The sequence below is a fragment of the Pseudomonas sp. UV AK001 genome, assembly GCF_046097675.1.
Lineage (GTDB): Bacteria > Pseudomonadota > Gammaproteobacteria > Pseudomonadales > Pseudomonadaceae > Aquipseudomonas > Aquipseudomonas kribbensis.
This window is the reverse complement of record NZ_JBJUVZ010000002.1, coordinates 488846-501811: the sequence shown is the minus strand read 5'-3', so window position 1 is coordinate 501811 and position 12966 is coordinate 488846. Positions and strand designations below refer to the sequence as shown.

14 protein-coding genes and 1 pseudogene are annotated in these 12966 nt (G+C 61.2%); 10 read left to right on the top strand and 5 right to left on the bottom strand.

The window, feature by feature from the left end; genetic code table 11:
- Positions 1–45: 45 nt before the first annotated feature.
- Complete coding sequence (locus ACKLNA_RS10370; protein ID WP_408985791.1) at positions 46–1023, bottom strand: dipeptidase; 978 nt, start codon at positions 1021–1023, stop codon at positions 46–48.
- Positions 1024–1257: 234 nt separating this feature from the next.
- On the opposite strand from ACKLNA_RS10370, the gene ACKLNA_RS10365 reads away from it, so the two are divergent.
- The gene (locus ACKLNA_RS10365) at positions 1258–1659 is read left to right on the top strand and encodes a lysozyme inhibitor LprI family protein (protein ID WP_085709255.1); all 402 of its coding nucleotides are present in this window, start codon (positions 1258–1260) and stop codon (positions 1657–1659) included.
- 39 nt (positions 1660–1698) lie between these two features.
- On the opposite strand, the gene ACKLNA_RS10360 is transcribed toward ACKLNA_RS10365, so the two are convergent.
- Entirely contained in the window at positions 1699–2664 is a 966-nt protein-coding gene (locus tag ACKLNA_RS10360) for a tyrosinase family protein (RefSeq protein WP_408985790.1), read from the bottom strand.
- Between the two features lie 135 nt (positions 2665–2799).
- Here ACKLNA_RS10360 and ACKLNA_RS10355 point away from each other — a divergent pair.
- The 3 genes and pseudogenes from ACKLNA_RS10355 to ACKLNA_RS10345 form a co-directional block, all read left to right on the top strand.
- Positions 2800–2902 (top strand): annotated as a pseudogene (locus tag ACKLNA_RS10355) (type II toxin-antitoxin system RelE family toxin); the annotation flags it as partial.
- A complete protein-coding gene (locus tag ACKLNA_RS10350) occupies positions 2886–3209 on the top strand; it encodes a helix-turn-helix domain-containing protein (protein WP_408985789.1) in 324 nt (107 codons plus the stop codon). The pseudogene ACKLNA_RS10355 and the gene ACKLNA_RS10350, both read left to right, overlap by 17 nt.
- Before the next feature lie 32 nt (positions 3210–3241).
- A complete protein-coding gene (locus ACKLNA_RS10345) occupies positions 3242–3658 on the top strand; it encodes a DUF3010 family protein (protein ID WP_408985788.1) in 417 nt (138 codons plus the stop codon).
- Here the strand turns inward: ACKLNA_RS10345 and ACKLNA_RS10340 are convergent, their stop codons facing one another.
- The gene (locus ACKLNA_RS10340) at positions 3659–4831 is read right to left on the bottom strand and encodes a hypothetical protein (protein ID WP_408985787.1); all 1173 of its coding nucleotides are present in this window, start codon (positions 4829–4831) and stop codon (positions 3659–3661) included.
- A 68-nt stretch (positions 4832–4899) separates the two neighbouring features.
- The gene (locus ACKLNA_RS10335; protein WP_408985786.1) at positions 4900–5844 is read right to left on the bottom strand and encodes a GlxA family transcriptional regulator; all 945 of its coding nucleotides are present in this window, start codon (positions 5842–5844) and stop codon (positions 4900–4902) included.
- A gap of 192 nt (positions 5845–6036) precedes the next feature.
- Between ACKLNA_RS10335 and ACKLNA_RS10330 the strand changes: the two genes are divergently transcribed.
- The 6 genes from ACKLNA_RS10330 to ACKLNA_RS10305 all read left to right on the top strand — a co-directional run bounded on the left by ACKLNA_RS10330 (position 6037) and on the right by ACKLNA_RS10305 (position 11401).
- Complete coding sequence (locus ACKLNA_RS10330; protein WP_408985785.1) at positions 6037–6981, top strand: choline ABC transporter substrate-binding protein; 945 nt, start codon at positions 6037–6039, stop codon at positions 6979–6981.
- A 75-nt stretch (positions 6982–7056) separates the two neighbouring features.
- Complete coding sequence (locus ACKLNA_RS10325) at positions 7057–7944, top strand: 3-keto-5-aminohexanoate cleavage protein (RefSeq protein ID WP_039768000.1); 888 nt, start codon at positions 7057–7059, stop codon at positions 7942–7944.
- A gap of 70 nt (positions 7945–8014) precedes the next feature.
- Positions 8015–8980, top strand: coding sequence for an L-carnitine dehydrogenase (locus ACKLNA_RS10320; RefSeq protein ID WP_007959763.1), 966 nt, complete (start codon positions 8015–8017; stop codon positions 8978–8980).
- Between the two features lie 223 nt (positions 8981–9203).
- Positions 9204–9680 carry a thioesterase family protein gene (locus ACKLNA_RS10315; protein ID WP_408985784.1) on the top strand — a complete coding sequence of 159 codons (477 nt, stop codon included), beginning with the start codon at positions 9204–9206 and terminating at the stop codon, positions 9678–9680.
- Positions 9681–9704: 24 nt separating this feature from the next.
- Positions 9705–10868 carry a gamma-butyrobetaine dioxygenase gene (locus ACKLNA_RS10310; RefSeq protein WP_408985783.1) on the top strand — a complete coding sequence of 388 codons (1164 nt, stop codon included), beginning with the start codon at positions 9705–9707 and terminating at the stop codon, positions 10866–10868.
- Positions 10869–11140: 272 nt separating this feature from the next.
- Entirely contained in the window at positions 11141–11401 is a 261-nt protein-coding gene (locus tag ACKLNA_RS10305; RefSeq protein ID WP_085580676.1) for a hypothetical protein, read from the top strand.
- 78 nt (positions 11402–11479) lie between these two features.
- Here ACKLNA_RS10305 and ACKLNA_RS10300 read toward each other — a convergent pair whose 3' ends face one another.
- Positions 11480–12583, bottom strand: coding sequence for a GlxA family transcriptional regulator (locus ACKLNA_RS10300; RefSeq protein ID WP_065260190.1), 1104 nt, complete (start codon positions 12581–12583; stop codon positions 11480–11482).
- Positions 12584–12966 lie beyond the last annotated feature (383 nt).

Sequence of the window (12966 nt, the reverse complement as noted above, 5' to 3'; positions counted from 1 at the left end):
CCCCCGGCGCGGACGGCCGGGGGAAAGTATTCGGGAAGCGGCGGCTTATTCGCCCCAGACGTCCTTGAGGACGTTGACCCAGTTTTCGCCCATGATCTTGCGCACGACTCGCTCGGAGTGGCCGCGCTTGAGCAGGGTTTCGGTCAGGTTCGGGAACTCGCCGACGGTGCGGATGCCCAGCGGGTTGATGATCTTGCCGAAGTTGGTCAGACGGCGGGCGTAGCCCTTGTCGTGGGTCAGGTATTCGAAAAAGTCCTGACCGTGACCCTGGGTGAAGTCGGTGCCGATGCCGATGGCGTCTTCGCCGACGATGTTCATGGTGTATTCGATGGCTTCGGCGTAATCGTCGATGGTCGAATAGATGCCCTTGGCGAGGAACGGCGCGAACATGGTCACGCCGACGAAACCGCCGTGGTCGGCAATGAACTTAAGCTCTTCATCGGACTTGTTGCGCGGGTGCTCCTTGAGCCCCGACGGCAGGCAGTGGGAATAGCAGACCGGTTTTTTCGATTCGAGGATGACTTCCTCGGAAGTCTTGGAGCCGACGTGGGACAGGTCGCACATGACGCCGACGCGGTTCATCTCGGCGACGATTTCGCGACCGAAGCCCGACAGGCCGCCGTCACGTTCGTAGCAACCGGTGCCCACCAGGTTCTGGGTGTTGTAGCACATCTGCACGATGCCGACGCCGAGCTGCTTGAACACCTCGACATAGCCGATCTGGTCTTCGAACGCATGGGCGTTCTGGAAGCCGAAGAGGATGCCGGTCTTGCCCTGCTCCTTGGCCTTGCGGATGTCGGCGGTGGTGCGGACGGGGATCACCAGATCGCTGTTTTCGCGGATCAGTTTCTGGCTGGCGGCGATGTTGTTGACCGTGGCCTGAAAGCCCTCCCACACCGACACGGTGCAGTTGGCCGCCGTCAGACCGCCCTTGCGCATGTCTTCGAACAGCTCGCGGTTCCATTTGGCAATGATCAGACCGTCGATAACGATGCTGTCGGCGTGTAATTCGGCTGGGCTCATCAGGCGTCCCCTTATTGGCGATTCATGCGCCGAATCGTCTGCCGGCGCTTTGGGGCCAGCATATGCCTCGGTGCGCGACCAGCCGGGTGCAAAAACGACAGGGGAATTGCCGAAAGCGTCAATCCGCGACAAAGCGTCGCCAACCGGTCCGACCAGCCACCTGTTCAAGCCCGCGAGCTTGAGCCAGAATCTGGCGCATCTCGGAAACACCACTGGATTAGAGCGGCGACATCAATGAAATCGATCTTCCTGGCTTTGGCACTGATTGCGACCGGCGTACACGCCGCCGAAGAGTCCGACAACAACCCGTGCGACGCGGTGGAAAACGACGTCCAGACCCTGGAATGCTCGACCTACAGCCGCACCACCGCCGAAGACCTGCTCAAGGACAACTACAAAAGCCTGAACGAGCGCATGCAGGCGACCTACGGCAAGAACCCTGCGCAACTGGCCGACATCACCGCCAAACTCAAGACCGCCCAGCAACAATGGCTGAAAACCCGCGACGCCGACTGCGCCGTCGAAGCCTTCCCGGCGACGGATGGCAGCAAGGCGTTCAAGATTGCGCAGAACGATTGCGTGGCGCGGATGAGCGATGAGCGGTCGGAGTTTTTGGAGTCGATCGGACAGGAGTGAGGAGTGTTCCTGCACGAGTCGTGCAGGAACGTTGACGCGTCATGACGCCGTGAAGGGCGACTTGAATGGACTCTTCTGCAACGGCTGGATGGGTGCGTATTCATAGCCCAATGCACGGATATCCATGACATCTCTGATGGTTCTCGTCCACGGCGCTAGCGCATCATCAAAGTTATGACCGGGCGGCCCGCCACGGATCGGCGTGTAATGCGGAGCCCATTGCGGATTGTCCAGAGCCATTTGTGCCTGCCACTGCGCCCAGATCCTGTCGATATTGCAGTGGTGCAGGAAGAACACCGGGTCTTCGGGGGAGGTCATTGCCAGCATGTTGCCCCCTATCCACAGATGGACGCGGTTGTGTAGCTGCGAACCCGGGGTGGTGACTTGAGGATCACCTCGTTGTGTGATCCAACCCTCCAGTCGATTGCGAAATCCCCTGGTGTATGGACCGGAATCGTAAGGCGGCGTGTCGTACAACCACTCTCGCATCGCCATGCCTACATCTGCCGACGTCGGAAGCGAGGTCACAAGAACGCCGAACTGACGCTTGAGACCGGGTTCCGTCTCACCGTTTTCCGGGTAGGCCGGAACCGGCCAGTTTCCGTACTGGTGAGCAAAAGGTCCGGTCTGTACTCGGTCATGATCACCTTGACTGCCATTGCCGCCCATCCATTGATCCGTCCAGACGGGTGAGCTTGTCGGATCCGACGCATCTTCAGTCCAGTCCCAATATGGCAGAGTTACTTGTGGATCAATCGTGCGCAAATCCGTTTCGAACTGCATCAGCATTTCTCGGTGCCATGGCAGAAATGCCGGACCAAGGTGGGCCCCGTTTCGATACTCAGGATCTTGCGGCTCCCAGGGATGCGTAGTGGGCACCATCACTTGGTGATGCCAGTGCACATATTTGTCGTACCCCCCCTTACGCTTGAGAGCAAGCAGACAGTTGATGAACGCTGCCCGCTCGACAGCCGTATGCGAGCGAATGTTTTTCCTGACGATCATTGTGCGACTCCTTTGCCGGAACAGTCGTTCTTGGGTTCAGAGCCGGTGATGGCCCTCGCATCAATCTTCGAGGCAATGTCGATAAGGGTCTACTGTCAGAAATAACAGGTTGCCTGCGGTTTCGGATGAACGGTATATCGACTGCGTGTCGGTAATTACCGAGTCATGTTCGACTGGGATGGCGCGATCAAAGTGGTCAGTATTCAAGAGGTAAAAACGCGATGAACGCACTTACTGACATCCAAATCATCAATCATTCCGAGGGCAAGCCCGCTTTCGTGGTCATTCCCTACGCACAGTATGTCGCGCAGAAAATGGCGCCTGACCTGATTCCCCATGAGGTGGTCAGTCGCATTGTCGACGGGGCAACTCCGATCAGGGCCTGGCGCGAACATCTCAACCTGACCCACGAAGAAGTGGCGAAACGCATGGGCATTTCGCAGCCAGCCTTCGCCCAGCAGGAAACGGTTGCAAAGCCGCGCAAGGCCACTCGCGAGAAGATTGCAGCGGCATTTGGCATCACCGCCAACCAGCTTGGGCTGTAAGCTGCACCTCTCCAACCAATCAAGGGATTCACATGAACATCTGCGGTATCGAAATCAAAGGCAGTGAAGCGATCATCGCCGTGGCGTACCTCGACGGTTCGGCGCTGGGCCATGTCGCTCTGAGCACCAAGAAAATCGCGCTGGACGATGACGACGAGGCGGCCAACGTCAAACTGTTCGCGGCTCAGGTGGCGTCGTTCGTGCGCGAGAACTCTATCGATCGCATCGCGATCAAGAAGCGCAGCAAGAAGGGCGAATTTGCCGGTGGGCCGACCACGTTCAAGATCGAGGGCGTGTTTCAGTTGCTGGACGGTTGCGAGGTAACGCTGCTGTCGCCGCAGACGATCAATGCCCAGACCAAGAAGCACAATTTCGAGCTGCCGGGCACGCTGAACAAGTATCAGCATGAAGCCTACAAGGCAGCGTGCTCGGCATTGGTTAAGAAGTAACTAGCCCGCTTTGCGCGCGCTCAGCCAGTCGCCGAAGGACTTGTCTTCCAGCGCATAGCCACCACGGCTCGACTTCCACACCAGCTCCTTGTCCCGCAGGGCATCGATGCAGGCCTGAATGGTCTGGGTGCCCGGCACCACGTCGCTGCCCAGATTTTCCAGTGCCTTGCTGACGGCCATAAGCGTGCTGTCGGTGAACGGCGCAAAAGGCTCGTTGTTCTGTGAGCGCGCCACCATCACTTCCAGCACGGCGCGCTGAGGGATGGTCAGTGCGTTCCAGGCGCTCTCGAACTCGCTCCACACACCTGCGCGCAACAATTCGGCGCGGCTCTGCAGCAACTGCCCCAGATTGCTGGCCTCGCCCAGCTCCAGCGCGACTTCGCCAATGATGGTGCGCAACATTTCCGGGCGCCGCCCCACCAACTCAAAGGCATCGTCAATATCAGCCGCACTGAACTGGTTGGTCTCGGCCAGATGGGCGTTGAGGTGCAAGGTGTACGCCTGGGTGAACTCTTTTCCCAACAACGGAAAGGGTGTGATGCTCGAACCGAAGAACGGTTGGCTCTTGCCCAGCACCAGGTGGGCGAGTTTGTCGCGATTGGAACCGGTGAACACCAGATGCAAACCGCTGCCCTCGCCTTCGCGCCCCTGATTGAGCTGATCACGCGCAGCTTTCAGGGCAAACATCGCGTTGATGCCCGCTGCAGTGGTGAGGGCATGCTGGGCCTCGTCGATCACCAGCACCACGGGTTTCTCGGCGGCGCTGTGGAGCAGTTCCAGTGCTTGAGTCAGGGTAGCGCCCGCCGGCAGTTGCGGCTTGGTGAAATCCCAGGACAAGGTGCGCAGAAAGCTGAGTTTTTCGATGCCGATGTTCTTCGCCAGTTTGCGGATGCCCTTTTCGAAGGGGACCAACGCGCCTGCAATGGCACTGGCGATCAAGTCAGCGGGGTCTTTTTCCTTGTCGGCCCACAGGTCGACGTAAACCGTCAGCCAGCCTCGGGCCTGGCATTCCGGGATCAGGTCCTCGCGCAGAAAGGTACTTTTGCCTGTGCGACGCGGCGCTGCCAGAAAAAGGCCGGAGGTGAAATCCTGCAGACCTGCACCCACCAGACCATCGGCAACGCTGCGTGCCAGAGCGGGGCGGCGGAAGACGAAGCCGTTGTTTCTGGACATGGTTTTACACTCAATTATTCAAACGACTGTAATTTATACCTGAAAGTATAATTAACTATAATCGCTCGTCAAACAGCCTCCCGTCGTCGGTCCTCTCGTGGACACCGGGCAAACTTCGCCCGGTAGCTGCGGGTGAAATACGACGGTGATTCAAACCCGCAGGCGATGCTGACTTCCAGCACGCTCATGTCGGTCTGGCGCAACAGTTGCCGGGCCTTTTCCAGTCTTAAGCGCAGATAGAAGTTGCTCGGCGTGTCGTTCAGGTGCAGGCGGAACAACCGCTCCAGTTGCCGGCGCGTCACCTTGATCGATTCCGCCAGCTCCAGCGTGGTCAGCGGCGGTTCGCTGTGCTGCTCCATCTCGCCGATCACATGCACCAGTTTCTTGTTGCTGATGCCATAGCGCGTGGCGACTTCCATGCGCTGGTGGTCTTTGCGCGGACGAATCCTGCCCAATACAAACTGCTCGCTGACCTGGATCGCCAGTTGCGGGCCGTGGGCCTGGGCGATCAGGTCGAGCATCAGGTCGATGGAGGCGGTGCCGCCAGCGGAGGTGATGCGCCGGCGGTCGATCTCGAACAGTTCCTGGGTGACGCTGAGCTGTGGATAGGATTCCTTGAAAGCGTCGATGGCTTCCCAGTGCAGGGTCAGGCGATGACCATCGAGCAGACCGGCCTCGCCGAGGACGAAGCTGCCGGTGTCGATGGCGCCGAGGGTCACGCCTTCGTTGTCCAGGCGTCGCAGCCAATGCTCCAGCGCCGGGGTGGCGAATTTCAGTGGCTCGAACCCGGCGACCACCAGCAGCGTCGCCCCTTTCTTCAGCGGTTCCAGCGCCGCATCGGCGTTGACCGACATCCCGTTGCTCGCCAGCACCGCCCCGCCGTCGGCGCTCAACACGTGCCAGCGGTACAGCTCGCCGCGAAAGCGGTTGGCCACCCGCAGCGGTTCGATCGCGGAGATGAAACCGATGGCGGAAAAACCCGGCATCAACAGAAAGTAGAAATCCTGGGACATGGTGCGCACTCGGTCAGCGGGTAGCGTGCAACGTTGATACGCCGTTTGCCGTCGGCGTTCAAGAGCACAGGTCGCTACAGTGCAAGAGCCAGTCGCCGCAGTGCGTTTTCACAGGGGCATTGCTGCGTAACTTGGCATCACCGGCGCGACAGACGCCGGGACCCACAATAACGACCTGCCGAGGAACCCGACATGAAACGACTGATCAGCAGCTGTGTTCTCGCACTCAGCGGTACCGCGTTTTTAAGCGCCAGTGTCATGGCGGCCGAACCTGCGTCGTGCCAGAACGTGCGCATGGGCGTGGTGAACTGGACCGACGTGATCGCCACCAGCGCCATGACCCAGGTTCTGCTCGACGGCCTCGGCTACAGCACCAAACAGACCAGCGCGTCCCAGCAAATCATCTTCGCCGGGATCCGCGACCAGCGTCTGGACCTGTTCCTCGGCTACTGGAACCCGTTGATGACCCAGACCATCACCCCGTTCGTCGACGCCAATCAGGTCAAAGTCCTTCAGGCCCCGAGCCTCAAGGACGCCCGCGCCACCCTCGCCGTACCGACGTATCTGGCGAACAAGGGCCTGAAAACCTTCGCCGACATCGCCAAGTTCGAGAAAGAACTGGGCGGCAAGATCTACGGCATCGAGCCAGGCTCCGGCGCCAACACCCAGATCAAGGCGATGATTGCCAAGAATCAATTTGGCCTCGGCAAGTTCCAGCTCGTGGAATCCAGCGAGGCCGGCATGCTCGCCGCCGTCGATCGCGCCGTGCGCCGCAAGGAAGCCGTGGTGTTCTTCGGCTGGGCGCCGCACCCGATGAACGTCAACGTGCAGATGACTTATCTGACCGGTAGCGACGATGCCCTCGGCCCGAACGAAGGCATGGCCACCGTGTGGACCGTCACCGCGCCGAAATACGCCGAGCAATGCCCGAACGTCGGCCGCCTGCTGAGCAACCTGACGTTCACCGCCGAAGACGAGAGCCGGATGATGCAGCCGCTGCTCGATCACAAGGACGCTTTCGAATCGGCCAAGCAATGGCTCAAGGATCACCCGCAGGACAAACAGCGCTGGCTCGAAGGTGTCACCACTTTCGATGGCAAACCGGCGGCTGAAAACCTCCAGCTCACCAGCAAATAAACCGCAACGAACGAACCACTTCGCAGCCCGCCCCGGGCTGCGAACAGACCCATCACGCCTGAAGGAAAACGCACCATGAACCACGACGTCATCATCACCTGCGCACTCACCGGTGCTGGCGACACGACCGCCAAGAGCCCTCACGTGCCGGTCACCCCGAAACAGATCGCCGCCGCCGCGGTGGAAGCGGCCAAGGCCGGCGCCACGGTCGTGCACTGCCATGTTCGCGACCCGCAGACCGGCAAGTTCAGCCGTGACGTGGCGCTGTACCGCGAAGTCATGGAGCGCATCCGTGAAGCCGACGTCGACATCATCGTCAACCTCACCGCCGGCATGGGCGGCGACCTGGAAATCGGCCCGGGCGAGAGCCCGATGGAGTTCGGCCCGAACACCGATCTGGTCGGCCCGCTGACCCGTCTGGCTCACGTCGAAGAACTGTTGCCGGAAATCTGCACGCTGGATTGCGGCACCCTGAACTTCGGCGACGGCGACACCATTTATGTCTCGACTCCTGCGCAATTGCGCGCCGGCGCCAAACGCATTACCGAGCTGGGCGTGAAGGCGGAGCTGGAGATTTTCGACACCGGTCACCTGTGGTTCGCCAAACAGATGATCAAGGAAGGCCTGCTCGACAACCCGCTGTTCCAGCTGTGCCTGGGCATCCCTTGGGGCGCGCCGGCCGACACCACCACCATGAAAGCCATGGTCGACAACCTCCCCGCCGACGCCGTGTGGGCAGGCTTCGGCATCGGCCGGATGCAGATGCCGATGGCCGCACAAGCGGTGCTGCTTGGCGGCAACGTGCGGGTCGGTCTGGAAGACAACCTGTGGCTGGACAAAGGCGTACTGGCGACCAATGGCCAACTGGTCGAACGCGCCACCGAAATCCTCAGCCGCCTCGGCGCCCGGGTGCTGACCCCGGCGGAAGGTCGCAAGAAAATGGGCCTGACCCAGCGCGGCTGAAATCACCCTTTCCCCCGGTAGGCGGGCCATTGGCGCCCACCGTTTTTTTGCCTCATTCCAGGAAGTGACCATGAGCTTTATCACCGAAATCAAAACCTTCGCAGCACTGGGCAGCGGCGTCATCGGCAGCGGCTGGGTCGCCCGCGCCCTTGCCCATGGCCTCGACGTGGTGGCCTGGGACCCGGCGCCAGGTGCCGAAGCGGCCTTGCGCAAACGCGTGGCCAACGCCTGGGGCGCACTGGAGAAAAACGGTCTGGCGCCGGGTGCTTCGCAGGATCGCCTGCGCTTTGTCGCGACCATTGAAGAATGCGTGCGCGATGCGGATTTCATCCAGGAAAGCGCCCCGGAACGCCTCGAACTGAAACTCGAGCTGCACAGCAAGATCAGCGCGGCGGCCAAGCCCAATGCCCTGATCGGCTCCAGTACCTCGGGCCTGTTGCCGAGCGAGTTCTACGAGAGCTCGACCCACCCGGAACGTTGCGTGGTCGGTCACCCGTTCAACCCGGTTTACCTGCTGCCGCTGGTGGAAGTGGTCGGCGGCAAGAACACCGCGCCGGAAGCGGTTCAAGCGGCAATGAAAGTCTACGAATCCCTCGGCATGCGCCCGCTGCATGTGCGCAAGGAAGTGCCGGGCTTCATCGCCGACCGCCTGCTCGAAGCGCTGTGGCGCGAGGCGCTGCATCTGGTCAACGACGGTGTGGCGACCACCGGGGAAATCGACGACGCGATCCGCTTTGGCGCGGGCCTGCGCTGGTCCTTCATGGGTACGTTTTTGACCTACACCCTGGCCGGTGGCGATGCCGGCATGCGCCACTTCATGTCGCAGTTCGGCCCGGCGTTGCAGTTGCCGTGGACGTATCTGCCGGCACCGGAACTGACGGACAAGCTGATCGACGATGTGGTGGATGGCACCAGCGATCAGCTGGGCCGCCACAGTATTTCGGCGCTGGAGCGCTATCGTGATGATTGCTTGCTGGCGGTGCTTGAGGCGGTGAAGACCACCAAAGAGAAGCATGGAATGAGTTTCAGCGAGTGATGTGTCTGGCTTGAGACCGCTGCCCTCACCCTAGCCCTCTCCCAGTGGGAGAGGGGACTGACCGAGGTGAATGTACGAGCTACACCGACCTGAACGACCGAGCCGAACACAAGCTTTGAAAAGCCCCCGATCTGCTCCCTTTCCCCTCTCCCCCTTGGGGAGAGGGCTGGGGTGAGGGGTGGCTTTTGATCTTGATGACCATTCAACTGCCGGAACCAACATCATGCCCACCCTCACCACCTACCAGACCCGCATCATCCCCGACTGGGTCGACTACAACGGCCACCTGCGCGACGCCTTCTACCTGCTGATTTTCAGCTACGCCACCGACGCCCTGATGGATCGCCTCGGCATGGACAGCAACAACCGCGAAGCCAGCGGAAACTCGCTGTTCACCCTCGAACTGCACCTCAACTACCTGCACGAAGTGAAGCTCGATGCCGAAGTGGAAGTGCGCACGCAGATCATCGGCCACGACCAGAAACGCCTGCACCTCTATCACAGCCTGCACCTGGCCGGTGGTGACAAGGAACTGGCCGGCAACGAACAGATGCTGCTGCACGTCGAACTCGCCGGGCCGCGTTCCGCACCGTTCACCTCGGACACTCTGAGCCGCCTGCAAGCCATCGTCGCCGAGCAGGCCGACCTGCCCGCCCCGGCTTACATCGGCCGGGTCATCGCCCTGCCCCCAGCCCGGTAAATCCATCCATCGCAAGGAGCCGCCATGCAAACCGCCGCCGCAGTTGCCGATTTCCGTACTTATCCGTTGATCAGCGCGCTGAACGGCGTGCAGAGCCTGGCGGATCGCGTCCTGATCGAATGGGCCGACGGGCGCGTCAGCCCGTTCCACCACGTGTGGTTGCGGGACAACTGCCCGTGTCCGCAGTGCGTCTACAACGTTACCCGCGAGCAAGTGTTCGAGATCGTCGATGCGGCGCCGGACCTGTCGCCCTCCGCCGCGCATATCGACACCGATGGCTGCCTGCGCATCGACTGGCAGGACGGTCACCTCAGCCGCTTCGATGCCGGATGGCTGCGGGCCCACGCCTATGACGATGAATCCCGCGCCGAGCGCCTCGCCACCAAGCCAAAACCGTTTCTGTGGCGCAGCGATCTGCAACTGCCGGTTTTCGACTACGCGGCGCTGATGAACGACAACGCGGCACTGCTGCAATGGCTGCTGGCGGTACGCGACATCGGCCTGACTCAGGTCTGCGGCGTGCCCACCGAACCCGGCTCGCTGAAGCTGATCGCCCAACGCATTTCGTTCATCCGCGAGAGCAATTTCGGCGTACTGTTCAACGTGCAATCCAAGGCCGACGCCGACAGCAATGCCTACACCGCATTCAACCTGCCGTTGCACACCGACCTGCCGACCCGCGAGCTGCAACCGGGGCTGCAATTTCTGCATTGCCTGGTGAACGATGCCGAGGGCGGCGAGAGCATTTTCGTCGACGGTTTTGCGATTGCCGAAGCGTTGCGCCTGGAAGATCCCGCGTCGTTCAAGGCGCTGTGCGAGATCCCGGTAGAGTTTCGCAACAAGGACCGCCACAGCGACTATCGCTGCCTCGCGCCGATCATCGCCCTGGATGCATTGGGCCGGGTTGCGGAAATCCGCATGGCCAACTTTCTGCGCGGCGCATTCGACACGTCCGTGGAGCAAATGCCAGTGCTGTATCGCGCGTATCGGCGCTTCATCGCCATGACCCGCGAGCCGCGATTCCGGGTGTTGCAGCGGCTCAATCCGGGCGAGCTGTGGTGCTTCGACAACCGCCGCACCCTGCATGCCCGCAATGCCTTCGACCCGACCACCGGGGCCCGGCATTTCCAGGGCTGCTACATCGACCGGGATGAATTGCTGTCACGGATTCTGGTGTTGCAGCGCTAGACCGCGCCAGCGTTATTGCAGGCAAAAAAAGCCCCGATGCAAGCCGTGACAGGATCGGGGCGAGGGTACTGTTGAGGAGCTGCCATGCCGAGGGTGACCAAACCTTCGTGAAGCGAGCTGAGGCCAGTGTGCCCACTCCCCTGGCCGGCGAGTTAGCCGAAAACGACCTGTTCATAGTCGTCGCGGCCACTGCGACAAATCGCCCTTGCCGTGCCTGTACGGGCCTACCAGAATCGAGTCACGACCTCCGTTGCCAAAGAAGGATTCGCGTCATGATGTATGCCGATTTGATCGATCAGGAAGACCTGTTGGGCCAACTCAAGTCGTTGGGATTCGAAGTACCGTCGGGCTCCACGGCCCAGCAGGCCTGCGAGTGCGCCGTGCGCGGTCTGGACGATGTGCGGGCCAACACGCTGCGCACCATGGTCAAGCAGATGTACACCAGCAGCGCGAGCATCCAGCCGATCGTGCGTGAAGCCATCGACAAGCAGTTGCTGCCGGCCCTGGCGCAGTACCAGCAGACCCGCGTCTGATATCTGACCGAAGAAAAAGATCGCAGCCTGCGACAGTGCCTTTTCTGAAGGCGCTGTCGCAGGCTGCGATCTTTCGTTTTAGAGACGCACGCTGGCGAAGGTCGACTCGTTGCGCGCCTGGCTCAGCGCCGACATCGGCCCGGACAGCGGCGACATCACGATGGCCTGCGGCAGCGGCAGCATCGCCACCTGCTGGGTGGTGTTGGAGCCGACGCGCTCGTCACGCGGCGGAATGCCGAAGTATTCGCGGTAGCACTTGGAGAAGTGCGGCGTTGACACGAAGCCGCAGACCGACGCCACTTCGATGATCGACATCGGCGTCTGCTTGAGCAGTTGCCGGGCGCGGATCAAACGCAGCTTGAGGTAGTAGCGCGACGGCGAGCAGTGCAGGTATTTCTGGAACAGGCGCTCGAGCTGGCGACGGGACACGGCGACGTACACCGCCAGTTCGTCGAGGTCGATCGGCTCTTCCAGGTTGGCTTCCATCAGCGCGACGATTTCCTGCAGTTTCGGCTGGTTGGTGCCGAGCATGTGCTTGAGTGGCACGCGCTGGTGATCCTGCTCGTTGCGGATGCGCTCGTAGACGAACATTTCCGAGATCGCGGCGGACAGTTCACGGCCGTGATCGCGGCTGATCAGGTGCAGCATCATGTCCAATGGCGCGGTGCCGCCGGAGCTGGTGAAACGGTTGCGGTCGAGGGTGAACAGGCGGGTGCTCATCGCCACGCGCGGGAAAGCTTCCTGCATCGCCGCCAGACATTCCCAGTGCACGCTGCAATCGAAGCCGTCGAGCAGGCCGGCGCAGGCCAGGGCCCAACTGCCGGTGCACACGGCGCCGAGGCGACGGGACTGGCGTGCCTGGCTTTGCAGCCACGAGACGTGTTCACGGGTAACGGTGCGTTGAATGCCGATCCCGCCGCACACGATGATCGTGTCGAGGGCCGGGGCTTTGTGCATGGAGGCGTCGGGGGTGATCTGCAGACCGTCACTGGCCCAGACCTGGCCACCGTCGACGGTGAGGGTGGTCCAGCGATACAGCTCGCGACCGGACAACTGGTTGGCCATACGCAGCGGTTCGACTGCGGAAGCCAGGGAAATCAGCGTGAAATTGTCCAGCAGCAGAAAGCCGATGGATTGAGGCGCACGGTTCTGGGGTTGAGCCCCGGAGTTGAACGACGTCATCGCGGTATCTCCTCACACAAAGCAGGTGATGGCCTCAGGCGGAGGCTCTTGTTATTGCCATCGTTCTCTTGCGTGAGACGGGGCTTTGTTATGACAGAGCAATTGCCATGCCTAAAATTGAATGGCTGTTCAATAACTCCTGAAAACGACGTCGCGACGCGTCTATACAAGCCGTCCGACGAAAGGTTGTTCGAAGTGCCATCAACGGCGGTGAAAGCCCTGCCCCGGCGTGCGTGAGCAGATCGGTAGCACTTGTGGGAACAGGGCTGCGGGGGATTGTCCTATAGTGTCACCGCTGGCACGGATGACGGACGGTAGCCGGCGCGAATCCGGCCATGCGGGTGGGAAACACTCTTATCTGATTGCGACGCGCCAAAAGGTGG

What these genes read in the sequence shown, in the direction of transcription:
- ACKLNA_RS10335 (WP_408985786.1), bottom strand. Translation starts at nt 5,844, where the DNA reads ATGTCCCAGGATTTCTACTTTCTGTTGATGCCGGGTTTTTCCGCCATC.
- ACKLNA_RS10300 (WP_065260190.1), bottom strand. Translation starts at nt 12,583, where the DNA reads ATGACGTCGTTCAACTCCGGGGCTCAACCCCAGAACCGTGCGCCTCAA.
- ACKLNA_RS10345 (WP_408985788.1), top strand. Translation starts at nt 3,242, where the DNA reads ATGAACATCTGCGGTATCGAAATCAAAGGCAGTGAAGCGATCATCGCC.
- ACKLNA_RS10310 (WP_408985783.1), top strand. Translation starts at nt 9,705, where the DNA reads ATGCAAACCGCCGCCGCAGTTGCCGATTTCCGTACTTATCCGTTGATC.
- ACKLNA_RS10365 (WP_085709255.1), top strand. Translation starts at nt 1,258, where the DNA reads ATGAAATCGATCTTCCTGGCTTTGGCACTGATTGCGACCGGCGTACAC.
- ACKLNA_RS10305 (WP_085580676.1), top strand. Translation starts at nt 11,141, where the DNA reads ATGATGTATGCCGATTTGATCGATCAGGAAGACCTGTTGGGCCAACTC.
- ACKLNA_RS10320 (WP_007959763.1), top strand. Translation starts at nt 8,015, where the DNA reads ATGAGCTTTATCACCGAAATCAAAACCTTCGCAGCACTGGGCAGCGGC.
- ACKLNA_RS10360 (WP_408985790.1), bottom strand. Translation starts at nt 2,664, where the DNA reads ATGATCGTCAGGAAAAACATTCGCTCGCATACGGCTGTCGAGCGGGCA.
- ACKLNA_RS10350 (WP_408985789.1), top strand. Translation starts at nt 2,886, where the DNA reads ATGAACGCACTTACTGACATCCAAATCATCAATCATTCCGAGGGCAAG.
- ACKLNA_RS10330 (WP_408985785.1), top strand. Translation starts at nt 6,037, where the DNA reads ATGAAACGACTGATCAGCAGCTGTGTTCTCGCACTCAGCGGTACCGCG.
- ACKLNA_RS10325 (WP_039768000.1), top strand. Translation starts at nt 7,057, where the DNA reads ATGAACCACGACGTCATCATCACCTGCGCACTCACCGGTGCTGGCGAC.
- ACKLNA_RS10340 (WP_408985787.1), bottom strand. Translation starts at nt 4,831, where the DNA reads ATGTCCAGAAACAACGGCTTCGTCTTCCGCCGCCCCGCTCTGGCACGC.
- ACKLNA_RS10370 (WP_408985791.1), bottom strand. Translation starts at nt 1,023, where the DNA reads ATGAGCCCAGCCGAATTACACGCCGACAGCATCGTTATCGACGGTCTG.
- ACKLNA_RS10315 (WP_408985784.1), top strand. Translation starts at nt 9,204, where the DNA reads ATGCCCACCCTCACCACCTACCAGACCCGCATCATCCCCGACTGGGTC.